The 25,337-nt window shown below is 47.8% G+C and carries 25 protein-coding genes; 20 read left to right on the top strand and 5 right to left on the bottom strand.

Going from position 1 to position 25,337, the window contains the following annotated elements; translation table 11 throughout:
* Window positions 1-30 precede the first annotated feature (30 nt).
* The 5 genes from ACW5MY_RS15145 to ACW5MY_RS15125 all read left to right on the top strand — a co-directional run bounded on the left by ACW5MY_RS15145 (window position 31) and on the right by ACW5MY_RS15125 (window position 5,030).
* Window positions 31-1,017, top strand: a complete 987-nt coding sequence (locus ACW5MY_RS15145; RefSeq protein WP_013353476.1) for an SIS domain-containing protein — start codon at window positions 31-33, stop codon at window positions 1,015-1,017.
* A 73-nt stretch (window positions 1,018-1,090) separates the two neighbouring features.
* Window positions 1,091-2,359, top strand: coding sequence for an ABC transporter substrate-binding protein (locus ACW5MY_RS15140; protein WP_041481740.1), 1,269 nt, complete (start codon window positions 1,091-1,093; stop codon window positions 2,357-2,359).
* A gap of 24 nt (window positions 2,360-2,383) precedes the next feature.
* Window positions 2,384-3,274 carry a carbohydrate ABC transporter permease gene (locus tag ACW5MY_RS15135; protein ID WP_013353474.1) on the top strand — a complete coding sequence of 297 codons (891 nt, stop codon included), beginning with the start codon at window positions 2,384-2,386 and terminating at the stop codon, window positions 3,272-3,274.
* A 3-nt stretch (window positions 3,275-3,277) separates the two neighbouring features.
* The gene (locus ACW5MY_RS15130) at window positions 3,278-4,162 is read left to right on the top strand and encodes a carbohydrate ABC transporter permease (RefSeq protein ID WP_013353473.1); all 885 of its coding nucleotides are present in this window, start codon (window positions 3,278-3,280) and stop codon (window positions 4,160-4,162) included.
* Window positions 4,163-4,175: 13 nt separating this feature from the next.
* Complete coding sequence (locus ACW5MY_RS15125; RefSeq protein WP_013353472.1) at window positions 4,176-5,030, top strand: PfkB family carbohydrate kinase; 855 nt, start codon at window positions 4,176-4,178, stop codon at window positions 5,028-5,030.
* 24 nt (window positions 5,031-5,054) lie between these two features.
* Here ACW5MY_RS15125 and ACW5MY_RS15120 read toward each other — a convergent pair whose 3' ends face one another.
* Window positions 5,055-5,783, bottom strand: a complete 729-nt coding sequence (locus ACW5MY_RS15120) for a GntR family transcriptional regulator (protein ID WP_013353471.1) — start codon at window positions 5,781-5,783, stop codon at window positions 5,055-5,057.
* Window positions 5,784-5,936: 153 nt separating this feature from the next.
* Here ACW5MY_RS15120 and ACW5MY_RS15115 point away from each other — a divergent pair, with 153 nt between their 5' ends.
* Window positions 5,937-7,043: an ABC transporter ATP-binding protein gene (locus tag ACW5MY_RS15115; protein ID WP_013353470.1), complete on the top strand. Its 1,107-nt coding sequence runs from the start codon at window positions 5,937-5,939 to the stop codon at window positions 7,041-7,043.
* A gap of 44 nt (window positions 7,044-7,087) precedes the next feature.
* Here ACW5MY_RS15115 and ACW5MY_RS15110 read toward each other — a convergent pair whose 3' ends face one another.
* Window positions 7,088-7,954, bottom strand: coding sequence for an endonuclease I family protein (locus ACW5MY_RS15110; protein WP_014472219.1), 867 nt, complete (start codon window positions 7,952-7,954; stop codon window positions 7,088-7,090).
* 218 nt (window positions 7,955-8,172) lie between these two features.
* Here ACW5MY_RS15110 and allC point away from each other — a divergent pair, with 218 nt between their 5' ends.
* From allC to ACW5MY_RS15090, 4 genes are all read left to right on the top strand, one after another.
* Window positions 8,173-9,414, top strand: a complete 1,242-nt coding sequence (gene allC / locus ACW5MY_RS15105) for an allantoate deiminase (protein ID WP_013353468.1) — start codon at window positions 8,173-8,175, stop codon at window positions 9,412-9,414.
* A gap of 18 nt (window positions 9,415-9,432) precedes the next feature.
* Window positions 9,433-10,686, top strand: coding sequence for a pyridoxal-phosphate-dependent aminotransferase family protein (locus ACW5MY_RS15100; RefSeq protein WP_013353467.1), 1,254 nt, complete (start codon window positions 9,433-9,435; stop codon window positions 10,684-10,686).
* Window positions 10,687-10,808: 122 nt separating this feature from the next.
* Entirely contained in the window at window positions 10,809-12,005 is a 1,197-nt protein-coding gene (locus tag ACW5MY_RS15095) for an MFS transporter (protein WP_013353466.1), read from the top strand.
* 1,108 nt (window positions 12,006-13,113) lie between these two features.
* Window positions 13,114-13,557 carry a hypothetical protein gene (locus ACW5MY_RS15090; RefSeq protein WP_289393881.1) on the top strand — a complete coding sequence of 148 codons (444 nt, stop codon included), beginning with the start codon at window positions 13,114-13,116 and terminating at the stop codon, window positions 13,555-13,557.
* 431 nt (window positions 13,558-13,988) lie between these two features.
* On the opposite strand, the gene ACW5MY_RS15085 is transcribed toward ACW5MY_RS15090, so the two are convergent.
* Window positions 13,989-14,297 carry a hypothetical protein gene (locus tag ACW5MY_RS15085; RefSeq protein WP_014470983.1) on the bottom strand — a complete coding sequence of 103 codons (309 nt, stop codon included), beginning with the start codon at window positions 14,295-14,297 and terminating at the stop codon, window positions 13,989-13,991.
* 20 nt (window positions 14,298-14,317) lie between these two features.
* Between ACW5MY_RS15085 and ACW5MY_RS15080 the strand changes: the two genes are divergently transcribed.
* Window positions 14,318-14,509 (top strand): hypothetical protein, encoded by a 192-nt coding sequence (locus ACW5MY_RS15080; RefSeq protein ID WP_232469708.1) that lies wholly within the window; start codon window positions 14,318-14,320, stop codon window positions 14,507-14,509.
* Window positions 14,510-14,704: 195 nt separating this feature from the next.
* On the opposite strand, the gene ACW5MY_RS15075 is transcribed toward ACW5MY_RS15080, so the two are convergent.
* Entirely contained in the window at window positions 14,705-16,300 is a 1,596-nt protein-coding gene (locus tag ACW5MY_RS15075; RefSeq protein WP_013353464.1) for a PucR family transcriptional regulator, read from the bottom strand.
* Between the two features lie 180 nt (window positions 16,301-16,480).
* Between ACW5MY_RS15075 and ACW5MY_RS15070 the strand changes: the two genes are divergently transcribed.
* From ACW5MY_RS15070 to yunB, 6 genes are all read left to right on the top strand, one after another.
* Window positions 16,481-17,845 carry an allantoinase gene (locus ACW5MY_RS15070; RefSeq protein WP_013353463.1) on the top strand — a complete coding sequence of 455 codons (1,365 nt, stop codon included), beginning with the start codon at window positions 16,481-16,483 and terminating at the stop codon, window positions 17,843-17,845.
* A 73-nt stretch (window positions 17,846-17,918) separates the two neighbouring features.
* Window positions 17,919-18,272 (top strand): YunG family protein, encoded by a 354-nt coding sequence (locus ACW5MY_RS15065; protein ID WP_013353462.1) that lies wholly within the window; start codon window positions 17,919-17,921, stop codon window positions 18,270-18,272.
* A 26-nt stretch (window positions 18,273-18,298) separates the two neighbouring features.
* Window positions 18,299-19,150 carry a DUF72 domain-containing protein gene (locus ACW5MY_RS15060; protein WP_013353461.1) on the top strand — a complete coding sequence of 284 codons (852 nt, stop codon included), beginning with the start codon at window positions 18,299-18,301 and terminating at the stop codon, window positions 19,148-19,150.
* A gap of 19 nt (window positions 19,151-19,169) precedes the next feature.
* Window positions 19,170-19,991, top strand: coding sequence for a sulfite exporter TauE/SafE family protein (locus ACW5MY_RS15055; RefSeq protein ID WP_013353460.1), 822 nt, complete (start codon window positions 19,170-19,172; stop codon window positions 19,989-19,991).
* 17 nt (window positions 19,992-20,008) lie between these two features.
* On the top strand, window positions 20,009-21,403 hold the full coding sequence (locus ACW5MY_RS15050) for a bifunctional metallophosphatase/5'-nucleotidase (RefSeq protein ID WP_013353459.1): 1,395 nt from the start codon (window positions 20,009-20,011) through the stop codon (window positions 21,401-21,403).
* A 106-nt stretch (window positions 21,404-21,509) separates the two neighbouring features.
* Window positions 21,510-22,268: a sporulation protein YunB gene (gene yunB, locus ACW5MY_RS15045; RefSeq protein WP_013353458.1), complete on the top strand. Its 759-nt coding sequence runs from the start codon at window positions 21,510-21,512 to the stop codon at window positions 22,266-22,268.
* A gap of 37 nt (window positions 22,269-22,305) precedes the next feature.
* Here the strand turns inward: yunB and lytH are convergent, their stop codons facing one another.
* Window positions 22,306-23,283 (bottom strand): L-Ala--D-Glu endopeptidase, encoded by a 978-nt coding sequence (gene lytH / locus ACW5MY_RS15040; RefSeq protein WP_013353457.1) that lies wholly within the window; start codon window positions 23,281-23,283, stop codon window positions 22,306-22,308.
* Window positions 23,284-23,485: 202 nt separating this feature from the next.
* Here lytH and lipA point away from each other — a divergent pair, with 202 nt between their 5' ends.
* The 3 genes from lipA to ACW5MY_RS15025 all read left to right on the top strand — a co-directional run bounded on the left by lipA (window position 23,486) and on the right by ACW5MY_RS15025 (window position 25,336).
* Window positions 23,486-24,382 (top strand): lipoyl synthase, encoded by an 897-nt coding sequence (gene lipA, locus ACW5MY_RS15035; RefSeq protein ID WP_289393878.1) that lies wholly within the window; start codon window positions 23,486-23,488, stop codon window positions 24,380-24,382.
* A gap of 218 nt (window positions 24,383-24,600) precedes the next feature.
* Entirely contained in the window at window positions 24,601-24,876 is a 276-nt protein-coding gene (locus tag ACW5MY_RS15030; protein WP_003151928.1) for a YutD family protein, read from the top strand.
* Window positions 24,877-24,901: 25 nt separating this feature from the next.
* A complete protein-coding gene (locus ACW5MY_RS15025; RefSeq protein WP_013353456.1) occupies window positions 24,902-25,336 on the top strand; it encodes a DUF86 domain-containing protein in 435 nt (144 codons plus the stop codon).
* Window position 25,337: the final 1 nt, after the last annotated feature.

Genomic DNA, 25,337 nt, shown 5'->3' with positions numbered 1-25,337 from the left:
TATATAATAAAACACTGAGGAGTGAAGGATTTGAGTCAAACTGCCGCACAAGTGAATCACAAGGTTCAGGCTTTCTTGGATGATCTGAAAGGAAAAACGATTGATCATGTCTTTTTCGTTGCATGCGGAGGGTCTTCAGCCATTATGTATCCGAGCAAGTATGTGTTTGACAGAGAGGCGAAAGCCATCAGCTCTGATCTCTACAGTTCGAATGAGTTTATCCAGCGCAATCCCGTTCAGCTCGGAGAAAACACTCTCGTGATCCTATGCTCTCATTCAGGCAATACGCCGGAAACGGTGAAAGCCGCCGGTTTCGCCAGAAAAAAAGGCGCGCTTACGATTGCGATGACTTTTGAGCCTGACTCGCCGTTAGCGAAAGAAGCCGAATATGTCGCGGTTTATGACTGGGGTGAAAACGCACAGGCGATAAATACGAATTACGGAGTTCTGTATCAAATCGTATTCGGCGCTTTACACGTGCTGGAAAACCATCTCGCGTTTGAACAGGCGATCGACGGACTCAATAAGCTCCAGGCCGTTTATGACAAAGCGCTTAAACAAGAAGCGGATCACGCAAAGGCATTCGCGAAAGCCCACGAAAAAGAAGATATCATTTACACGATGGCAAGCGGTGCAAACTACGGCGTCGCTTACTCCTACAGCATCTGCATTCTCATGGAAATGCAATGGATTCATTCCCACGCCATTCATGCCGGAGAATATTTTCACGGACCGTTCGAAATCATTGATGAATCCGTTCCATTTATTATCCTTCTCGGCTTAGACGAAACAAGACCCCTTGAAGAGCGGGCGCTTTCCTTCTCCAAAAGATACGGCAAAAAACTGACTGTCCTTGATGCCGAAACATATGATTTTTCCGGAATTGACGATTCTGTAAAAGGATATCTGGCTCCGCTCGTATTAAATCGGGTGCTCAGAAGCTATGCGGATGAGCTGGCAGAAGCAAGGAACCATCCATTAAGCCAGCGGCGCTACATGTGGAAAGTCGAATATTAAGAACGCAGATTATATTTCACCGGACTATAATGATATATAACGTTATAGTCCGGTGACAAAGGAGGAAAAGCATCTGAAAAAGCTCATCTGCCTGTTCGTTCTGTTAGCCGTATGTCTGTCAGCAGCCGCCTGTTCAAGCCAAAGCAGTTCCTCTGCCGGAAAAGTGAACCTGAAGTTTTTTCACAGGTGGCCGAAAGAGCCGGAAAAAAGCTATTTTGAAGAAGCAGTCAAAGAATTTGAAGCCGCCCATCCGGACATTCACATCCAAACGGAAGCGGTATTAAACGATTCTTATAAAGACAAGGTGAAAGTCATGCTCGGAACAACGAGCCCTCCTGATATTTTCTTTTCATGGAGCGACCGGTTTGCTTACAAATTCATCAAAGGAGATAAAGCACTCGATCTGTCGTCTTACTATCAGAAAGATAAAGATTGGTCCTCACAGCTTGTACAGTCACAAGTCAAACCCTTTACGCATGACGGAAAAGAGTACGGTGTTCCGTGGCAAATGGACGCTAAATCATTCTTTTATAATAAAGACATTTTTAACAAATTACATTTGAAGCCCCCGGCGACATGGGATGAGCTGATCACAGTCTCTGAGAAATTGAAAGAGAACGGATATATTCCGATCAGTTTCGGCACAAAAGCGCCTTGGACCATTTCTCATTATATCGGCACGCTGAACCAGCGTATGGTCGATGAAAAAACGCGGGCCAAGGATTACAACCCGAAAACCGGGGCGTTTACGGATGAAGGCTATATCAAAGCGCTGGAAAAGCTTCAGGAGCTTCTCCCGTACTTTACAAAGCATGTGAATTCCGTGGATCACGAATATGTGCGTCAGCAGTTTACGAGCGGCAAAGCGGCGATGATTTATGCGGAAACGGCGGAAATTAAGCTCGTCGAACCGGTCAATCTGGGCTTGTTTCCTTTCCCTGAAATCAGCGGCGAAAAGGGATCTCCCCGTGCGCTGACCGGATCTCCGGAAGGATTTATGATTTCCTCAAAAACGAAGCACCCAAAAGAAGCCATGGAATTTCTTCAGTTTTTAACCTCGAAAAAAATGGGAGAGAAGCTGATAAAAGATGTCGGTAAATACAGTGCGGTTCAGGGAACGGCGACAGAAAACAATACCTCCCCGATCCAGCGCGAAGCCGTCCAGGATATTGTCCGCGCCGAATCCATGGTGCCGTGGTTTGACATGGACGTTGACGTTGAAATCGCCGATGTGTATGCTGCGGGCGTCCAGCAGATGCTCGGCGGCACAATGACACCGCGCGAAGTAATGAAATCCGTACAGAAAGCAGCCCGGCAAGTCAAAGCGTCATCTGCTGAATAGAACAGATTTCTTGGGAGAAAGGAGATGAGGATTTCCTTGGTCAGCCGAAAACGTTTCATTCCGTATCTGTTTCTCGCGCCCGCGCTGATTTTCTTGCTGTTCGTTTATATCCCGATTTTTGAGAATGTGTTTTTCAGTCTGTTTGAATGGAGCTCATTTCAACCCGAAAAGACGTTTATCGGTTTTAAAAATTATATTGATTTGTTTCACGATCCCGTGTTTTTTACAGCACTCCGCAACAATGTGCTGTATGCGGTCATATCGCTGATTTGCCAGGTAGGCGGCGGGTTGATTCTGGCGGCCGTGCTGGAAGACAGGCTGGTAAGAAAATGGTCGCCGTTTTTCCGTACGGTATTTTTTCTTCCGGTCGTCATTTCCATGACCGTCATTGCGCTTTTGTTTGATTTTATTTATAACCCGGAAATCGGGCTTTTGAATCAGCTGCTGGAAGCCGTGGGACTGGATGAACTGACCCGTGCGTGGCTGGGCGATGAAAATACCGCTATGCTGTCTGTCATTTTTGTGTCTCAATGGCAGTCCGTCGGTTACATCGCCATGCTGTACATTGTCTCGATTCAGAGCATTCCTGCTGAATTATATGAATCGGCGCAGCTGGACGGAGCCGGAAAAATCCAGCAGTTTTTTCACATTACGGTGCCGCAGACGAAAGAAATGTCGTTTGTTGCCGTGGTGATGACGCTGACCGGCGCGTTTACCGTATTTAATGAACCGTATATTCTGACCGGCGGCGGACCGGGCAACGCTTCGGAAGTGCTGAGCACATTTTTGTATAAGAGCGCTTTTACAAAAGATATGATGGGCTACGCTTCCGCGATTGCGACGGTGGTGCTTTTGCTGACGCTTGCCCTGTCGCTTATTCAGATGAAATTCTTTAAGACCGGAAAGGAGGAGTAGCCGATGCTTCCTGAAAGGACGGACTTGAGTCATCCGCGGCAGACTGTCAGAACAGCCGGAAAGCGGAGAAAATGGTATATCGGGGAAACGTCTGTATGGCTGTTTCTCTTTATCTACTTCATTGCCGTCGCTTATCCGCTGTTATGGATGGCGGTCAGCGCCTTTAAAAGCTCGGATGAAATTTTTGAGCACAGCTGGTCGCTGCCGTCTGTTTGGCATCCTGAAAACTTCGTCTCCGCATGGAACCAGGGGATTTCCGCTTATTTTATGAACAGCGTCATTGTGACCGTGCTGACTTGTCTCATAACCGTATTTGTGAGCGCCCTGGCGGCATACGGGCTGGCCCGTTTTCATTTTAAAGGAAAAGGGTTTGTGCTTATCATTTGTCTTGGCGGATTGATGCTGACGCCGCAGGTCAGTCTTGTGCCGCTGTACTCCATTATCCAGTCATTGGGGCTGTACAATACGTATTGGGCTTTGATCCTTCCGTACGCAGCCTATCGTATTCCGTTTACCGTTATTCTGATCCGTTCTTATTTTTTGTCGATTTCCAAAGAGCTTGAGGAAGCTGCCTATCTGGATGGATGTACAAGTCTGGGGGTATTTTTCAGAATATTCTTACCTATGAGTGTGCCGATTCTGGTGACATCGGGCATTTTGACGGCTTACCATACGTGGAATGAGTTTATGTTTGCGATTATTTTTATCGATGATGAAAATTTACGTACGATTCCGGCCGGACTGATGCAGTTCAGAGATGCGCTGCAGACGGATTGGGGCGTACTGCTGGCCGGGCTGACGATTTCGGCTGCGCCGATCATAGTGCTGTTTTTATTGATGCAGAGATATTTTATCCGCGGCATTGCAGCGGGAAGCGTGAAAGGATAAGGGGGATGAAAAGATGAAACTGATAGCGGCCGGAGATAATGTGGTGGATTATTATCAGGATCAGGAGACGTTTTACCCGGGCGGGAATGCGCTGAATGTAGCCGTGCTTGCGCGGCGCTTAGGCCACGACACTTCTTATATCGGGATACTCGGCAGTGATGAAGCGGCGGATCACGTATTGAACGTGCTGAAACTGGAAAAGGTGAATGCCGATTTGATCCGCCGGGCATACGGAGAAAACGGGATAGCTGTCGTCACTCTTGATGAAAGGGGAGACAGGATATTTGCCGGATCAAATAAAGGCGGCGTGCAATCGCGTCTGACGCTTGCTTTTCAGGAGAATGACATCTCATTTATCGCCGGACATGATCTGCTGCACACGAGCGTATACAGCAGGATAGAGCGTGACCTTCCGATGCTGAGCGGTCATGTGCCGATTTCCTTTGACTTCTCAACAAAACGTGACGAAGCCTATTTAGAGGCGGTCTGTCCGTACGTGACGTATGCGTTTTTTTCCGGGAGCGATTTGAGTGAAAGCGAATGTGTGCAGCTTGCCGAAAAAGCCCGCGGATACGGAGCGAGAATCGTCTGTCTGACAAGGGGAGAATATGGCGCGGTGTTATCAGATGGGGAGCGGGTCTATCATCAGCCTGTTGTTAGAGCTGATATAATAGATACATTGGGTGCGGGAGATTCTTTTATCGCCGGGTTTCTTACCGATTTTTTCGAGCATCAGGATATCCGGCGAGCGCTTGCTGCGGCTGCCGGGACGGCTGCCAAAACATGCGGGGGATTCGGTGCGTTCGGTTACGGGCATCCCTACAGGCCGGGCGGCGGGAAAAGCAATGAAAAAACGAGAATACGATAAGCATTGTCTCGTTTTTTATGCCTGTTACGTGTAGGGACTGTTAATGGTAAACGTGACGCGGTCGGTATGCATTAAAAACAGCGAGCTGTATATCGGCTGGTCTTTTGACATAAACGCGGTTTTATCAATTTCAAAAAGCGCATCCCCGATATCGCAAGCCAGATAGCGGCTTTCTTCCTGTTTGGCGTATACGACATTTAACAGCTTCGTATTATGGGTGGGCACCACCTGATAGTGCTGCTTCAGGATGTCATGCATCGACACGCCGTCTTTAATATGCTTGCCGATGTCGGGAAATAAACCGAGCGGATAGTGGGCGATTTCGAATGAGAGCGGCTGGTCGTCGTGAAATAAAATGCGTTTTAATTCAAGAACGGGACTTTCAGAAGCGACGCGAAGCTTTTGGGCGATGGATTTAGGCGCTTCAATGATTTCATGGGAAAGGACCTGGTGTTTCGGTTTTTTTCCTGTTGATTCCATAAATTCAGAGTAGCCATTGACCGCGATGAGCTCCCGCTTCAGTTTAGGGCTTTTAACGAACGTTCCCTTTCCCTGCTGCCGGACGAGCCAGCCCTCTTCCACAAGATCGAGGATGGCCTTTCTGACCGTGATGCGGCTGACATTGTACGTTTCGCAAAGCTCATTTTCAGTCGGCAGTTTCACGGACGGCGAATACACGCCCTTTTTGATATCGTCCGCGATAATTTGTTTCAGCTGAATATATAAAGGTTTTGAGCTCCCGTTATTTAACAATGGGACGGACCTCCTTATGTCGAGTAGTAGTACTATTATATGTATTATGACGTTATAATACAAATTTGCTTTTTTATGAATCTGTCAGAAACCCCGAACATTTTTAACATAACAGAAAGATGAGGCGGTTTCCAGTATTGGAGGAGGTTTCTAATGGCATCATTAACATTTGACCATGTCAAAAAAACATACGGCGCCCAATCGGCGGCAGTGAAGGATTTTCATTTGGATGTGAAGGATGAGGAACTGCTGGTGCTTGTCGGTCCGTCAGGCTGCGGCAAATCTACGACACTACGAATGATTGCCGGGCTTGAGAGCATTTCTGATGGGAAGCTTTATATCGATGGAGACGCGGTGAATGATCTTCCTCCGAAGGATCGCGACATCGCGATGGTTTTTCAGAATTACGCGCTGTATCCGCACATGACGGTGTTTGACAATATGGCGTTCGGTTTGAAGCTCAGAAAGCTGCCGAAAAAAGAAATCGCAGAGCGTGTCAGGGCGGCCGCTGATATTTTGGAAATCGGGCATCTGCTCAAGCGAAAACCGAAGGCTCTCTCAGGCGGGCAGCGGCAGCGGGTTGCGCTCGGCCGGTCGATCGTGCGGGAGCCGAAGGTATTTCTGATGGACGAGCCGCTTTCCAACTTAGATGCGAAATTACGTGTGACAATGCGCGCCGAAATCAGCAAGCTTCATCAGCGTCTGAAAGCGACCATCGTTTATGTCACGCATGATCAGACAGAAGCGATGACAATGGGCGACCGGATTGTCGTGATGAATGAAGGGGATATTCAGCAGGCCGCAAGCCCCCATGAGATATATCATTACCCGGCGAATATGTTTGTGGCGGGTTTTATCGGCTCTCCGAGTATGAATTTTATAAAAGGCATCATTGAGGAAAATGACGGACAATGGTATTTTGCCGGTTCGTCCGTTCGTTTGCCCATTCCGAAAGAAAAAGCGGCGGTTCTCGTACAAAAAGGATACAGCGGCAAAGAGATGACAGCGGGGCTGCGCCCGGAGCATTTGACGCTTGCGGGACAGTCAGACAATCCGGGTGAGGCGGGGTGCCGCGCTGTGGCGGAAGTGTGTGAAAACTTAGGCGCGGAGATGTATGTTCATGCATCAAGCGGAGACGAACGCCTGACGATCCGTCTTGACGGCGCTTCACAGGTGAGACCGGGCGACGCCATTCTGCTTGCGGTCAATATGGACAGGGCCGTCTTTTTTGATGCCGAGACCGAAGACGCCGTATATTAAAAAAGGGAGCCTGATGATCGGGCTCCCTTATCATTTCTGTGACACTATTTCCAGATTTCATCCGCCCATTCCGGGTGGTCGATAAACGGATTGCGGTTATGCTGATAGTCTTCGTAAATGAGTTCGTTCCGCCGTTTTTCCTTACTGTCGACGGGGTCCTGTTTATTCCATTTGAGCAAAACGGACAGTTTTCCCATGTAGGGAGCCGAACCGTTTCCTGTTTTATCATTCAGCTCAAGGTCAGGGTACCCGTCGTCTCCTTCATAACGCACCGCCATGTAAAACAGCATGCGCGCGACGTCTCCTTTGACCTCATCGCGCGGCTCCCACGAATCACCGTCGTAATAGTTGCCCGGCGCTTTCGGGTATTCTGAGCCGCCGTTATCAAAATCCATGTTACCTCTGGCGCTGTTCACCTGAACGTCTGCCGGGCGCAGATGATGAATGTCAGTGCCGGGGCCGGCAGATGTGCCGAAGTTTCCGTGTGACTTGGCCCACACATGTTCACGGTTCCAGTCCCCGACGCTTCCGCCGTTTTTACTTTTTGCCCGTGATTCCTGAGTATAGAGCAAGATGACATTGTTCGGATTTGCCGGATCTTCATCAGTTTCCTTCAACGCATCCCATACTTGGCTGTAAGACAGCTTTGTATTCCCGCTGATGATGCGGTGCAGAGCGCTTTTTAAGGATGTCCCGCTTTTTCCGGAAGCTTCTTTGTAATACGTGTCCGTGTCCGCAGACGGAGTGATGACCGATGAGGCGGTTTGCGGAAAAAAGGTGCCGGCAGTTGAAACCGCCAGCCGGCTGTACAGATTCGTGTCAGCCGGCGCGCCCGCAGAGGCTGACGGCGCGGCCCATCCAAAAATGAAATACAGGCAGACAATCGGCAGAAACCAAAGTTTTTTTGTCATGACTTGCCCTCCTTTACCTCTATTATCCAAAAAATAAATCTAATATTCTATCTTTTTTGAAAAATGGTTCCTTCGGCTTAGAGCGGAAGGTACGGCTTGTTGGACGAAGTGTCTGAAAAATGATCGATTTTTTAGAAGATATGATAATGAACTCATAAGGCGCTCCTTCTATAATGAAGATCATCTTGCCAGTTTGTCAGGTTAAAAGGAGGGTGCCTATGAAACATCAGCAGCTGTCGGCGGCGAGTATCGGAATTTCCGATGATATTCAATGGCTGTCTCAATTCGGGGCTTCCGCTGCCGGCGGAGTGACGAGGCTTTTATATACGAAAGAATGGATGGATGCCCAGCTTGCCGTCAAAAAGAAAATGGAGGCGTTCGGGCTTGAAACGGCATTTGACGATGTCGGAAACGTGTTCGGCAGGCTGAGCGGTTCAGAATCGCCGGATGAGGTGATTCTGACCGGGTCGCATATTGACACCGTTATTGACGGGGGCAAATATGACGGAGCATTCGGCGTGCTGGCGGGCATGCTGGCGATCCGTCATTTGTATGAGACGTTCGGGCGTCCGAAAAAAACACTGGAGGCTGTGTCGCTTTGTGAAGAGGAAGGAAGCCGTTTTCCCATCACCTATTGGGGATCGGGAAATATTACCGGGGCTTTCTCGCTTTCAGATGCGGAAACGCCGAGAGACGCTTCAGGCATTTCTCTAAAAGAAGCCATGCGGCAGAACGGCTTCGGTGCAGGCCGCTATCCCGCACCGCTACGGACCGACATCAAAGCTTTTCTGGAAGTTCATATTGAACAGGGACAAACGCTTGAACGATCGGGAAAGGATATCGGGATTGTCACCGGAATTGCCGGGCAGAGGCGCTATACCGTTACGCTTGACGGTGAATGCAACCATGCCGGAACCACTTCGATGAAATGGCGGAAAGACCCGCTCGCAGCGGCAAGCAGCATCATCCACGAGCTCATGCTCTCAGCAGAAAGACAGCCGGAAGAGCTTCGCCTGACGTGCGGGAAAATGACGGTGGAACCGAATATGGCGAATGTCATTCCGGGCCGTATCCAATTTTCCGTTGATATCCGCCATCAGCAGGAAGATGTGCTGACAGCCTTCCATCAGAAACTGGTTTCGATCATTGAAAAAATCAGCCGCAGCAAAGGGGTCCGGCACATTATTGATGAATATATGAAAATAGAGCCGGTTCAAATGGATGATACGCTGATACGAACGGCTGCAGAGGCTGCAAAAGAACAGGGGGCGGACTCGGAGCAGATCGTAAGCGGAGCGGGGCATGACGCCCAGATGCTCGGCAGAACCTTTCCGGCCTGCATGCTGTTTGTGCCGAGCCGGGGCGGAATCAGCCACTCTCCGCTTGAATTCACACCTGCGCATCAGCTGGAAACCGGCGTCCGTACGCTGGCGAATGTATTATATAAACTTGCCTATTAACGCAAAGGGGGAATCGGCGTGCCGACCAGAAAAGAATTGAGCATTCCGCAAAGAACAATTATGACACCGGGACCGACAGAAGCTGAACCGAGAGTGCTGAGGGCGATGGGCGCTCCGATCATCGGCCAGTTTGACCCGGCATTTACAGACATGATGAACGAAACGATGCAAATGCTCCGTGAATTGTTTCAAACGAAAAACCGCTGGGCCTATCCGATTGACGGCACATCAAGAGCCGGAATTGAGGCGGTTCTCGCAAGTGTGATAGAACCGGGCGACCGCGTGCTTGTTCCGATATACGGACGCTTCGGGTATTTGCTGACTGAAATCGCCGAGCGGTACGGGGCGGACGTCCATACGATCGAGTGTGAATGGGGAACGGTCTTTCAGCCTGAAGAGATTATCAGCGAAATGAAAAAGGTCTCCCCGAAAATTGTGGCCATGGTGCACGGAGAAACATCAACGGGACGGATTCACCCGCTGAAAGAAATCGGGGAAGCGTGCCGCGAACAAGACGCGCTCTTTATCGTAGATGCCGTGGCCACCATCGGAGGCTGCGCCGTAAAAACGGATGAATGGAACATTGACGCGGTTATCGGAGGAACGCAAAAATGCTTATCGGTACCTTCAGGAATGGCGCCGATTACATATAATGACCGGACGGCCGCGGTGATTGCCGGACGTAAAAAGGTAGAGCGGGGCATCGCGACGGCGGCTGACGGTCAAATGCTGTCTGATTATCGTCCGATTACGAGCAACTATTTTGATCTGAGCCAGCTCGAAGATTATTGGAGTGAGAGAAGGCTGAATCACCATACAGAAGCGACAACGATGCTCTATGCACTGCGGGAGGGGGTGCGTTTGGTCCTTGAAGAAGGACTTGAAGAACGGTTCCGCAGGCATCGTCGTCATGAAAAAGCGCTTATGGCCGGACTTTCAGCGATGGGCCTTGATTTATTCGGCGATCCGGAGGCGAAGCTGCCTGTCGTCACATGTGTGCAGATTCCGCAAGAAGCTGACGGCGAATCGATCAGGAGTATGCTTTTGTCTCAATTCGGAATTGAAATTGCCAGCTCGTTCGGTCCGCTGCAGGGGAAAATATGGAGAATCGGAACAATGGGCTACAGCTGCAGAAAGGAAAATGTGCTGTTTGTGCTGGCCGGTCTTGAAGCGGTTCTGATCAGGCACGGGGTTGCCGTTAAAGCCGGCGAAGCGCTGCAGGCGGCTCTCAACATATATGATCATCAGGCTGCAACCGGTGTGCTGTCATGAGACATAAAACCGAGCATTTAAATCATCTGGACTTTTTTCCCTTTCCCCAGTTATACTGAATGATATAAAAAATGACAAATATGGAATGGTTATCTGTTTGTCTGGGGAGAAGGTAAGAAATCATGGCGTATATGGGCCGATTGTCAATTTTAATGCTGAATATGTTTATTGCGATGCTTGGGATCGGGCTGATTATCCCGATTATGCCCGCATATATTACCGAATTCGGAGCGACGGGAAGCACGATGGGACTGCTTGTTGCTGCGGCGGGGCTTACACAGCTTCTATTTGCGCCTATTGCCGGGGAAATAACCGACAAATACGGACGGCGGAAACTGATTATTTTCGGCATCGCCGCCTTTGCGGTGTCACAATTGATCTTCGCCTTTGCCGGAAGCCTGTGGCAATTGTTCGCATCCCGCCTTTTGGGCGGAATGGGGGCGGCGTTTTTAATGCCGTCAATGTTCGCTTACATTGCGGATATTACGACGGAAAAAGAACGCGGGAAAGGAATGGGGCTGTTCAGCGCGGCGATGACGCTCGGTGTCGTCATCGGGCCCGGTGTCGGAGGCTATTTGGTTCATTACGGCATGGCTGTGCCGTTCATCGTCTCTGCAGGTCTCGCCTGCTTTTCAACCGTGCTTTCATTTTTCTTTCTGCCTGAGACGCTGGGACGCGAAAAGCAGCTGGAAGCCCGGGCAAAAATGGAAAAACGTGAGCATCTGTTTAAGCAAATGTCACGCGCGCTCAAATCACCGTTCGCGTTTATGCTGATTCTGGTTTTTGTGCTGAACTTCGGGATTATGAACTTTGAATCCGTCTTCGGCCTTTACGTTGACCATAAACACGGATTTAAAGCGTCTGATATTGCCTTTATTATTACGGCTGCGGGTCTCATCGGCGTCTTTGTGCAGGCGGTCGGTGTCAGTTATCTCGTCGGTAAGTTCGGGGAAAAGCGCGTCATTAACGTCACGCTGATCGGTGCGGCGGCAGGACTTGTATGGTGCAGGCTTGCAGGCTCATATTGGACCGTGTTTGCCGCGGCAATCTTTTTTCTCACGCTGACATCGCTGCTCCGGCCGGCGGTCAATACGATGCTGTCAAAGCTTGCGGGTGACCAGCAGGGGTTTGCCGGAGGGATGAACACCTCATTCATCAGTTTAGCGAATATCGCCGGACCGTCAGCAGCCGGTTTTCTCTTTGATGTGAATATGGAATTTCCGTATATGCTGGGGGCGGTCATTCTCGTCATCAGTTTTCTGGCCGCGCTTGGCTGGGGCAAAAAGACACAGACCCGGCCGTTCACGCAGCAAGGATAACCAGCTAAAGCCTCCGGGTTCCGGAGGCTTTTCGTTTTTTCTTCATATGAAAATTTCATTTATAAAACTGTCTCTCTCTTGTAGTATTTTCTGAAGGGAAGGGATATACGAAGCCGGCTGTCAGGTTTTATCACTTAATAAAGGAGGCTATGTGTGGCTCAATCTCCATTCATAATCCGGTCAACTGGACAAAAAAGTCGACACTACCACATGAATACCAAGGCCGGAGAGCCTGTTATTACTCTTCACCGAACAATTTTTTTATTACGGCGGATAAACTTTCAGGAACTGCGGTAGAAATAAAGAATACTGCTGAAGGAAATGTTCTCGATGTAGCACGCGCACAGCGGGCTAGTCTCCGAACATTTCTGATTTTTTCATATGTATCCGTCAGTCTCTTACCAAAGAGTCACCATGAATGCTGTCTCCTGCTTTAGCAGCTCCCTCATTTTTCTGAAATGATGACGTTTCTATAATGGAATCGGTTCGATATAAGCAAGGACGATTTTATTATAGCTCGCTGTGTAATGAGCATCTGATAACAACAGCCTGGCTCATCACAAATATATGTAAGCGAAAATACTAGAGGAAACGTTTCAGTTGCTTAAACATTTTCATTCGAACCAAATGTCTATCTGGCAACCTTGAAGATGTACAGAGGGGCGCCGATCTAGGTTTGCTTTACAAGTTGAAACTCCGTTCTTAAAAGTCGGACTATTATTTGAATTGGAGACTGCGGAAGGTCTTCTTTTGAGAAAATTAATAAAACTCACAATAATACACATATTTATTCCAAGACAAACCCGTACCATTATCGTTATTTTGAGTTAACGAATAGCCGCTTAGTGCTTGCGCTTTTACTTTATATAGAAAATTACCAGAAAAGAAAAATATCGATGGTTAATAATCAGAAATTTATCTCATGTTTTGTCTTTATACCAGAAAATTAGATGTTTCTCGGGCAATTATAATAATATATTTGTGAAATTTATAACATTACTTTAAAACTCAACGTATTCTAGTGTAGTTTTACAAATTAGGATATATGGGTTATAATGTATAATAGTCTTGTAATTTACAAGCATAATTATTAACGGAGGGATTTAACATGAAGAGTAAAACTAAGAATATCCTGGCAGCATTGTTAGCAGGTGTTATGGCTTTTGGCCTGATTTTTATAGGATCAAGTCAATCGGCGCAAGCAGTAAGTAAGACAACGAGCTTTAATTACAATACTGGATCTGTTATTGCAAAATCATATATACATACATCAGATAACTACAAAAATGTTTATGCAACAGTTGAATTAGGAAGATCAGGTACATGGGAAACTGCGGCTTATTGTAAATTATACCTTCAGCGGTATACAAGCGGTTCATGGAAGACTATTGATACTGCTTCGGGTAACGCAGCATACGGCAAAAAATTAAATGTTACTTTTATAAATATCGCCAAAAAATCCGCTTCAACCCGTGTGAAAGTGAAACTATATAATAACTGGGATCACACAGACCTAATTCAAACTGTATATTCAAGTAAATGGACACGCTAATATCTAATAATGGTTTCGAATTAGTAGTCATTCTTCTAAAATTCTTCTAAATTAATTAATGTTTTAGGGACTGAGAATTTTCTATAGTACTTAGGATGCAGGGAATACCTGCATCCTTTTCTTTGTCCGAGTATGAACCCCTAACTCCCTCTATACACTTGATAGCAGAATGGGGAGAGCAGGAGAGGAGGAATGTGATTATCCTTCGCTGAATCGGTGTGTGAAAATGAATCTGAATAAGATGGATCAAGGAAATGGGTAGTTTCAAGCAAGCCCAAAGGGGAGAAACAGGCATCCATAGAGCATTCCACCATATATTCTCAGAGTAGCATTTGTTCGCCGGGAAGAAGGGGATCTGTAAAATCGTCCGTCTTCGTTAGTGACGGCTACCTGCAAGAACGCCACACCCTGGCTTATCCGCATCTGCTGCCTCACAGAATCCATGCAAGCCTTTCTTTCATCTGAGCCAGGTATCTAGTCGACGACGGTTCCATGTATAATTTTGATTGGAAAGATGACTTGAAACTGCTGAGGAAATCCCAATTAAATTTCTGCGTCCGATTATTTAAAGCAGGTTCGCATTCGTTCGTAAATACGGAAGTGCCTATGTCATGAACCAGCTCTGCGGCAACGTAGCGTTCGAGCGGCTCTCCGTACGTATCCTCTTTGTTTTCATATATTCCGCCGATTTGTAAAGGGTAGCGGCCAGTTACTGTAATTCGGCATGGGTGTTTAATCATTAGGGATGAAGCCAACTTGATTGCCATCATCAGTGTGTGTCGGCAGCAAACGGGCTGCCGAGCATAACGGAGAAGCCGTAGTCGATGAATTGCCCCGCATGGTTTACAGCAAAGTGGTAAGAGCCCATGTCTGCAAATCAATCGCTAAAGGGCAAGAAAGCTCACCGGGCCTCAAAACTCATTGCGCGCCATGCCGAGTAAAAGCACTGTAATCACTCCTTCGTACATGATAGATATACACTGGAGGCTAAGTGTAAATACGGCCAATGATTCTGTTCTTCTCACTTTTCAATCTTTTCTTCTTCCGAATATGATGTTTAGTCACACGATAGTCGACGGAAGACGGGGTGTAATTTGGCGAAAATACTAATGAGAGTGAATTTCACGTTAAAAAAAGAAACGATTCCTTAACCAATCAGCCGCTGCATTCTCAGCGCAAGCCGCAGGCGCATCGTCGTCTCCGGGTCTTTTAAGCTTTTGCCGAGCAGTTCCTCGCATTTTTCTAACCGATAGATCACCGTATTTCGATGGACGTACAGGCGTTTAGCCGTTTCTGAGATCTGACAGTGTGTCTCAAGATATACAGACAGCGTATGAAGCAGGCTCTGGTCCTCCTGCTGCCGATCGGCCAGGCTTTGGAGGGTTACTTGGTAAAACTTCTTCAAATCCTCCGTCGGAAGCAGGCGGAGCAGCTCCGGGACGTCTTTGGCATGATAGATTTGAATAAACTCCGCGCTTCTGGACAAATGCCCGGATGAAAGGGCGTCAGAAGCCTCGGTAAACGCGTCAGGGACGTCGATCAGTTTTTGGCAGATGTTTGAGACGCCGAAGGAAACAGTCCGTTTAAACTGTGTCCGGACCTGCTTTTGAAACTGCTCCAAAAAGCTGATGACAGACGCGTGCATTTCATTCCAGCTGTCTGTCGCTTCAATTAAAAGAATACCCACATTTCCTTTAATGAAGAGATGAGGGGGAAACGGAAAGGATGACAGCTCACCTTCAAGCAGTTCAAACACATGATCAGAAGCGAGCTGATTTTCGGTAAAGCTGATTGTTTTTTCATCCCGGTCAAGCTTCCCGCAGATGCACATATATTTTTGATCCCAGCGGAGCCGGAATTCTTTGGCGCGGCTTTTGATTTCTTCATGGCCGGTAAACGAACGGTCGATGAAATTGCTGAAAAATTCATTGCGCGCCCGTCTGCCGAATTGTTTGACGGCATTTTCTTTCAGAAGTTCAAAGGCAATGACGTTGGCCGCCTGTTCGATGGTCAAAATCATGCCTTTATCAGCGGTCTGCACCAGCTCCGGTATCATGAGATAACCGCAGTTTTTTTCATCATTCAAAATCGGCAGGACAGAATACGCCTTTCGGTCGGACAGCATGGAAAAGCAGGTGAAATAAGGCCCGGAAAGGGAATAAAGGATGTTTTTCAATAAAGGTGTGTCAATGGATATGCGGTGGGACGATGATAAGAGTTTTGTATGCTGATTCAAAAGCACCACGGGAAGCCGGAGAATATCTGAGAGCTTTTTGAGCAAAGATTGCAGCCCTTTGCCGCTCATGATGTGATTTGTAAATTTTTTATGGGCGTAAATGGCCTGCTGCAGCTCATTTGAACGTATATCAAGAATATGGCTCAGCGTGGTGTTGACAATATCTCCGAGCCTGATGTCTTCCGGCAGCTCAATAATCGGAAATTCATACCGATCGGCAAGCTCCGCGGCATCTTTCGGAATGACATCAAGATAACGCTTCGTTTTGATCCCGAGTCCCGCGCAGCCCCGTTTTGCCATGAGGCGGATCAAGTCTTTCAACAGCTGCGGGCGGTCCTTCAAGTGATAAGCCGTGGTGACGAGCAGTTCATTTTTATGTAAAAAATCAGCGATATCAGGTGCATCCATCATGTTGACGTGCTCCACCTCCCTCCATCCGCCGGATTTGCCTGCGATTAATGCGGCCCGCTCATAAGCGGGAATCTTCATCACGTCATAAATATTCATCGGTCAATCTCCTTCCGGTTCTAAAGACAACCATTGGTTAATATGAATAAAAATCATCAAAAATTATAGCGGCTTTGCTGATGTATTACGATTATAGTAGCAGTAAACTGGCAATTATAGACGCATTTTGTGATAAAAACTGACAGAAAAATCGTCATCCTTACAAGGGAGGAATATGAAATGGCCTATGACGTAATTGTAAAGGGTGCGAAGGCTGTGCGAAAAGGCGGGACGAAGCAGGCTGATATCGCCGTTAAGGACGGGAAAATCGCAATGATCGGGCCCGGCATAGACGAAAAAGCGGAACAAGTGGTGCAAGCGGACGGCATGTATGTGTTTCCGGGCGCGGTCGATTGCCACGTGCATTTTAATGAACCCGGCCGAGAAGAATGGGAAGGCATTGAAACCGGCTCAAAGATGCTGGCTGCCGGCGGCTGTACGGCTTATTTTGATATGCCGCTTAATTGCATCCCCTCAACGGTGACTGCTGAAAACCTGCTGGCAAAGGCGGAAATCGCCAGCCGGAAGTCAGCGGTTGATTTTGCGCTTTGGGGCGGTTTGATGCCCGGATATACCGAACATATCCGGCCGATGGCGGAAGCGGGGGCGATCGGGTTTAAAGCATTCTTATCAAAATCAGGAACGGATGAATTTCAGTCAGCTGATGAACGGACACTTTTAAAAGGAATGAAAGAAATCGCGGCGTGCGGCAAGATTTTGGCCCTGCACGCAGAAAGCGACGCCCTCACCCGTTTCCTTGGCGCCGAGTACGCGCTCCAAGGGAAAATTGATGCCCGCGCTTACACTTCATCCCGTCCGGAAGAAGCTGAATGCGAGGCTGTGCAGCGGGCGATTGAATATGCGAAGGTGACGGGATGCGCGCTTCATTTTGTACATATCAGCACGAAACGGGCCGTGATGTCCATTCAGCAGGCGAAAAAAGACGGAATGGATGTCACCGTGGAAACGTGTCCGCACTACTTATTATTCAGTTTTGAGGACTTCCTTAAAAAAGGGTCTGCCGCCAAATGCGCGCCGCCGCTCCGGTCAGAGGCTGATAAAGAGGAATTGATCGGGGTGTTGGCAGAAGGCCTGATTGATATGGTGTCTTCGGATCATTCTCCCTGTCACCCGTCTTTAAAACGCGAGGATAATATGTTTCTGTCATGGGGCGGCATCAGCGGAGGCCAATTTACGCTTCTTGGCATGATTCAATTAGCGATCGAGCATCGGCTCCCGTTTGAACATGTTGCCCGATGGACGGCCGAAGCACCGGCAAAGCGCTTCGGCTTAATGAATAAAGGCCGGCTTGAAGCGGGATTTGACGCTGATTTTGTCATCGTACGGCCGGAATCCTTTACCGTCACAAAAGAAACGATGTTTTCCAGACATAAGCAAAGCCTGTATGAAGGCCATACCTTTCCATACCGCATTGCTGCGACCTACAGCAAGGGACGCTGTGTGTATCAGGATGACGGTGATAAGGAGAGCGGGGCTTTCGGAACATTTCTGAAGCCTACTGAAATGAAAGAGCCGATTCTCTGACGGGGAATCGGCTTTTTTTGTCGTTTGGAAAGCGGGTCTCGTGGTATCTTTTTATAAAAAGGAGTAAAACACATTGTATGATCAAATCTTGAACATATTAACGGCATCCTGGTCGCGCAAGACTAGTACAAAATGGACGGAAGAATGCCCGGCCAAAGGCCAGTGCGGCGTGACGGCTTTAGTCATCCAAGATGTGTGCGGCGGTGACATTCTCAAAACGAAAACCGGAACAAGCTGGCATTTTTATAACCGGATAGATGGGGAGATATATGACTTCACGAGCGGTCAGTTTTCAGAGCCGATCGTCTATCAGCATATCCCTTCTTCCAGAAGTGAGGCATTTTCGGACACCAATGAAAATCAATACGGGTATCTGACAAGAGCATTCAGAAAAAACATGGAAACGGAAAGAGAAAAACACCTGTGATAAACTAGAGTGAGAGGTGAAGGAATGTGATTTATATCGGACTGACGGGATGGGGGGATCATGACAGCATCTATCCGCCTAAAACAGCGGGCCCGCAAAAACTGCAGGCTTATTCCTCCCATTTTCCCATCGTTGAGCTTGACGCGAGCTTTTACGCGATACAGCCCGCCCGCAATAACGAAAGATGGGTCAAAGAGACGCCGGAATCCTTTCAATTTGTCGTTAAGGCATATCAAGGAATGACGGGCCATCAGCGCGGCGATATTCCTTTTGAAACGAAGGAAGAGATGTTTGAAGCGTTTAAGCTGTCATTGACGCCGTATATTGAACATGGAAAGCTTGCCATGGTGCTGTTCCAATTCCCGCCGTGGTTTGACTGCAAGAAAGAAAACGTCGCATATTTGAGATGGTGCAGGCAGCAGATGGGCGATATCCCGTGCGCCCTTGAATTCCGCAACCGGTCGTGGTTTTCCCCGCCATTTTACGAGCAGACGCTTTCCTTTATGAAGGCGGAAGGCTGGATTCACAGCATATGTGACGAGCCGCAAATTGGCGAGGGCAGCATTCCGACCGTCCTGAAAGCAACGGATGAAGAAAAAACGCTTATCCGTTTTCACGGGCGGAACAAGCAGGGCTGGATCAAACCTGACGGCGGTCAAAACTGGCGCGAGGTCAGATATTTATACCGCTATAACAAACAGGAGCTCAAAGATTGGAAAAACAATCTTCAGGAGCTGAAAAAACAGTCGCGCAATCTGTATGTGCTGTTCAACAATAACTCAGGCGGAGACGCCGCCGATAACGGCCTTGAGATGCTTGAAATGCTAGATATCTCATATACCGGGCTTGCTCCGAAGCAGCTCGACCTATTCAGCTAGAAAAGAGGTTTCAAGACACATGTCTTATCTTATTTTGATCATATTAGGATTTATTGCGGGAACGGTCGGCAGCCTGATCGGGCTTGGGGGAGGAATTATCATCGTGCCGGCGATGCTCTATTTAAGCACGATGACTTCGTTTTTCCATGACGTAACGCCGCAGACTGCCATCGGCACGTCCCTTTTGGTCATTATTTTCACGGGCCTGTCATCAACTCTGGCCTATATGAAATATAAAACCGTTGATTACAAAAGCGGGCTGATCTTTTTTATCGGTTCCGGCCCGGGAAGCATCATCGGCGCGTATTTGTCTAAACTTTTTAATGCGCATACGTTTTCCGTCTGGTTCGGACTTTTTATGATTTTGATTTCCATTACATTAATGCTGAAGGCGAAAGCAAAACCGGTCAATAAAGCCCATAAAGGCATAATCCGGACATATGAGGATGAATCGGGTGAGCTTTATACATATTCGTACCGTATTTTTACCGGTATCGCGATTGCCTTTTTCGTCGGCTTATTGGGCGGTCTCTTCGGCATTGGCGGCGGCTCTCTTATGGTTCCGGCCATGATGCTGTTATTTTTGTTCCCGCCGAAAGTGGCTGTGGCGACGTCAATGCTCATTATTTTCTTATCCTCCGTGACGGGTTCCGTGTCACATATCGCAGAGGGCCATGTCAATTGGTTGTATGCGCTGTGCCTTGTTCCGGGCGCTTGGTTCGGCGGCAAAATGGGCGCGTGGGTCAATAAGCGGGTCCGGACGAAAACGATCGTGCTTTTCATGCGGGTCGTATTGATTTTGATCGGCTGTGAATTGATTTATCAAGGGATATTCAGCTAAAAGGTAGGAGAGATGGTATGTTAGAGAAACTCCGTTTATATCATACGAATGATTTGCACAGCCATTTCGAAAATTGGCCGAAAATCGTACATTACATTGAGCAGAAGAAAAATGAGCATGAAAAAGACGGGGAGGAAACACTCGTATTCGATATCGGCGATCATATGGACCGATTTCAAATGATTACAGAAGCGACCTTCGGCAAAGCGAATGTCGACTTGTTAAACCGTCTTGAGATTGATGCGGCTGCCGTCGGGAATAATGAAGGAATTACGCTGCCTCACGATGAGCTGGCGGATTTATATCATCATGCCGCGTTTCCCGTCATTGTATCCAACCTGTTTGACGAGGACGGACAGCGGCCGAAATGGGCTGTGCCGTACGTGATCAAAACGCTGAAAAACGGGATGACCGCCGGCATACTCGGCGTCACGGTGCCGTATTATCCCGTCTATCAAAAGCTCGGCTGGACGGTGACGGATGCGGAAAAAAGCATTCAAGAATCACTCGACGATATCAAGGGCAAAGCGGATATCATCATTCTGCTTTCGCATCTAGGCCTCATAGATGACCGGGCCGCAGCGGAAACATTTCCGGACATCGATGTCATTCTTGAATCACATACGCACCACCTTCTTGAGGACGGGCAGGACATAAACGGCGTATTGCTTGCATGTGCGGAAAAATACGGAAACTATGTCGGCTGTGTCGAGCTGACGCTGGACAGTGAAACACGAACCATCGTCAGCAAACAGGCATCTGTGCAGAAAATGGCTGATTGGCACGGGGAATCTAAAGATACGGCGGCTTTTCTGAAAGAGAAAGAACGGGAAGCGGAAAATCTGCTCTCCGTACAGGTCGCCAATCTGAATGAAGAAGCCGGCGTGAAGTGGTTTGAGGAATCACCGCTCCCGCTTCTTTTAGCCGAGGCGCTGAAAAACTGGTGCGGCTGTGAAGTCAGCATGGTGAATTCAGGCGTCATTTTGGGGCCTCTAAAGAAGGGACCTGTCACAAAGCTTGATCTGCACCGCATCTGCCCTCATCCGATCAATCCGGTCGCCGTGCGTCTTTCAGGCAGGGAACTCCAGGAAACAATCGGCCAGGCTGCCTCAGAAAACATGGAGCAGCTGCGGATAAAAGGCCTCGGCTTCCGCGGGGAGGTCATGGGCAAGATGGTGTATGCCGGAGCCGAGGTGCAGACTGATATCCTTGAAGACGGTGTAACGCATCTCATCAATGTGAAAGTGAACGGAGAAGAGCTTGATTCGGACCGGATATACTCGGTTGCCGTTCTCGACATGTTTACACTCGGAAAGCTGTTCCCGTACATCCGCGATTCGAAAGAAAAGCAATACTTTATGCCGGAGTTTTTAAGGGATCTGCTCGCCTGGAAGCTTGCGCAGCAGTCATAATGCAATATAGCTGCCCCCAGTGAAAGCGGGACTTTTTAAGAGTGAAAATAAAATACTATGTCCCCCCTTACAAGCATACATTGTGATATGTAAGGGGGGATTTTTCTTGCCTAGATACCGGAGCGCTCTTCGCAAGAGAGGGCCTTTGCCTTTTCGATATGTGCTTCTTCTGTCGTTTGCTTTTTTTATCATATCGACGGTCATCAGCCTTTGGATGATCAATTCCTCAATTAAACCGGTGCTGATGAACATCGGGGAAATGGAAACGAAACGGGTGGCGACTGAAGTCATTACGGAATCCATTGAAGAATATATGTCTCACACAGATAATGTGAAAGATATGGTCGATATGAAAACGGATGAAAACGGAAAAGTCACAACGATGGATTTTAATACACAAATGGTCAACAGCATGAAGGCGAAAGTGACAAAGCAGCTTCAGGCTCACCTGAAGGAAGCGGAGTCGAACAATAAGCAGCATGAAACAGAAAAAGGCGCTAAAACGGCCGATGAAATTATGATTGATATTCCCTTAGGGCAGGTCACGGGAAACAGCATTCTCGGAAATCTGGGGCCGAAAATCCCGGTGCGCTTTAACCTGATCGGCGATGCGTTAACTGATGTGAAAACAAAAATAAAACCGTATGGCATCAACAATGCCCTGATTGATATCAGTATTTTTGTGGAAATTAAAGTGAAGGTCATTATTCCGTTTGCCAGCAAAACGTCGGTCGTTACGAATAATATTCCGGTCTCCATTAAAGCCATTCAAGGAGAGGTGCCACAGTTTTATAACGGAAGCGGCGGATCAGGCGTGACGCCTTCCGTTCAGCTGCCGAATGAAAAAAAGGAGAAAAACAAATAAAGACACACAGCCGCATTCTCTTCTGGCGGCTGTGTGTTTACTTTTTCTTGCGGATTTCTTTTCGCTCCCATGCCCTTAAATGAGGATACGGGTCAAAAGACCATTCCGACCTTCCGTTATCTTTATACATCCCGTAGTGAAGATGCGGCGGAAATTTTCCCGCGGTGCCCGGCGGTCCGTATCCGGAGCTTCCGACAGAACCGATCACCTCTCCGGGTTTGACGATCTGGCCTTTATGGACACCTTTTGCAAAGCCGTTCAGATGGGCGAAGTAGTGATACGTGTTATTGATATCCCTGATGCCGATTCTCCAGCCGCCGAAGCGGTTCCAGCCCTTCATTTCAACAATACCGTAGCAGGTCGATCTGACGGGGAGCCCATAATGAGCGAACAGATCCGTTCCTTCGTGAATCCGGCGTCCGCCGAAACCCCGTGCGGCGCCCCAAGTGCTGCGGTAGCTGTAATCCGTTTTTACGGGAAGCGGAAAAGCGTGTTCTCCGAGATCAAGGCGGCCGAACGTTTTGAACAGTGTCATGAATTCCGTGATAATGCCGACCGTCTGATCACGGCGATAATAATTCCAGAGGCCGATGCGGATATGGTCAAGATCCGTTCCGAATGCCGCCAAATACTGTGCAAATGTATAAAGGATATCCTCATCATTGCTTACTTCGGCTTTTCCGTCACCGTCACCGTCCAGACCGATCCCGTCAAATACTTTAATGCTGAGGGGCGCATCGTCCTTAGGATTTGGATTTTCAGGTCCGCTCCACAAATAATCCGGAATATAAATGCTGATGATTCCCGCTTTTTCAGGCAGGTCCTTTCGGTTTGAGCGGATATTTTCTTCATATTGATCAACCGCTGCAAGCACATACCAAGGAATCTGCGTGACCGCTTCGGCTTTGCGGTACAACTGCATCCGTTCGCTGTAAACAGAAGCCGATTGTTCTTTCCCGCTTGCAGCCGGACAGAAAACTGATAAAAGGAGAAGAGCAGATAACAGAACTTTCACAACATGATCTCCTTTCAGGATTGAATACAAATAGTTTGCGGCACAATTCCGAGAAAATGTAAGTAATTCTCTTCCCTTGTCGAGAAATTTTTCCTATGTTAAAGTGACTAATGAATAGAAATCCGCAAGTTTTATATCCATCGTGAAATAGAAATTTTTCGCACACGAACATGAATACAGGGATAATGGAGATGATGGGGAAATGGCAAAGAAAGACGAGCATCTGAGAAAGCCGGAATGGCTCAAAATAAAGCTGAACACGAATGAAAACTATACGGGCCTGAAAAAATTAATGCGTGAAAATAATCTGCATACCGTATGTGAAGAAGCAAAATGCCCGAACATCCATGAATGCTGGGCTGTAAGACGTACGGCGACATTCATGATTCTAGGTTCTGTCTGTACGAGAGCATGCCGATTCTGCGCTGTAAAAACGGGTCTGCCGACTGAGCTGGATCTGCAGGAGCCGGAACGCGTAGCTGATTCCGTCGCGCTGATGAATTTAAAACACGCCGTCATTACGGCCGTGGCGCGCGATGACCAGAAAGACGGCGGAGCAGGCGTCTTTGCGGAAACGGTCCGGGCGATCCGCAGAAAAAGCCCGTTCACGACGATTGAAGTGCTGCCATCCGACATGGGCGGAAATTACGACAACCTGAAAACATTAATGGATACCCGCCCTGATATTCTGAACCACAATATTGAAACCGTGCGCCGCCTGACACCGAGAGTCCGCGCCCGCGCAACATATGACCGTTCTTTGGAATTTTTGCGCCGTGCAAAAGAAATGCAGCCGGACATCCCGACCAAATCAAGCATTATGATCGGCCTCGGCGAAACGAAGGAAGAAATTATTGAAGTCATGGACGACCTGCTTGGGAACAATGTCGACATCATGGCGATCGGCCAATACCTGCAGCCGTCGAAAAAACATTTAAAAGTCCAAAAATATTATCATCCGGACGAATTTGCCGAACTGAAAGAAATCGCGATGCAAAAAGGCTTCAGCCACTGTGAAGCAGGCCCGCTTGTCCGTTCTTCCTACCATGCGGATGAACAGGTAAACGAAGCGTCTAAAAAACGCCAGGCCCAAGCATAATAAAAGCCGAAAAAACCCAAACCGCCGCAGGTTTTGGGTTTTTTGTGATGGAGCCGTTTTTTCTGGGGAAAAGTCATTCTTGAATAAGGATCGTCTGAACCGCTACACTGGATATAAAAGGGGAAAATTCTCCGGGCAATCCAAAGCGTCTCATTTTGCAATTGATGGACAGAAGTCAATGAATTATGATAGTAAAGAGTGATAAAAGAGGTGAAGACATGATTCTTATTCAAAATGCCGAGTTTGAACTCGTACATGATTTTAAAAACGGCTTTAATGAAGAAGCGTTCAAAGCCCGCTATTCAGACATATTAAATAAATATGATTACATTGTGGGAGACTGGGGATACAGTCAGCTGCGGCTCAAAGGCTTCTTTGATGACCAGAATCAAAAAGCAACCTTTGAAACGAAAATCAGCACATTGGACGAATATATTTATGAATACTGCAATTTCGGCTGCGCGTATTTTGTTTTAAAACGAATCAGAAAATAATTGATGCAGAAGGGGATGCTGTCACGTGTATTTTGTTGACAGAAATAAAATCGAACAAACACTCCGTTTTTTTGAGAACCAGCTGGCGCTGTTTGATAGCACGCCGGCATGGCAGAGCGAGATCGAAAAACGGGCGCTTGAGCGGATCAGCCATCTTATGATCGAATGCATTCTCGATGTCGGAAATGATATGATTGACGGCTTTATCATGCGCGATCCGGGCAGCTATGATGACATCATGGATATTCTGACGGATGAAAAGGTGGTAGCTGAAGAAGAAGGAAATAAGCTGAAGCAATTGATTTCTTCCAGAAAGCAGCTTGTCCAGGAATATCAGCACGCCGATCATCAGGAACTGTTTGCGTTGATCACGTCAAACAAGGACGTGCTGAAAGCCTTTCCGGTCCGAGTAAGAACCTACCTTGAAACAGAATTAGGTCCTGTTTCCGCATTTAAATAAC

This window comes from Bacillus sp. Bwzl_19, from assembly GCF_054900515.1.
This window is presented reverse-complemented; position numbering and strand designations above follow the sequence as displayed.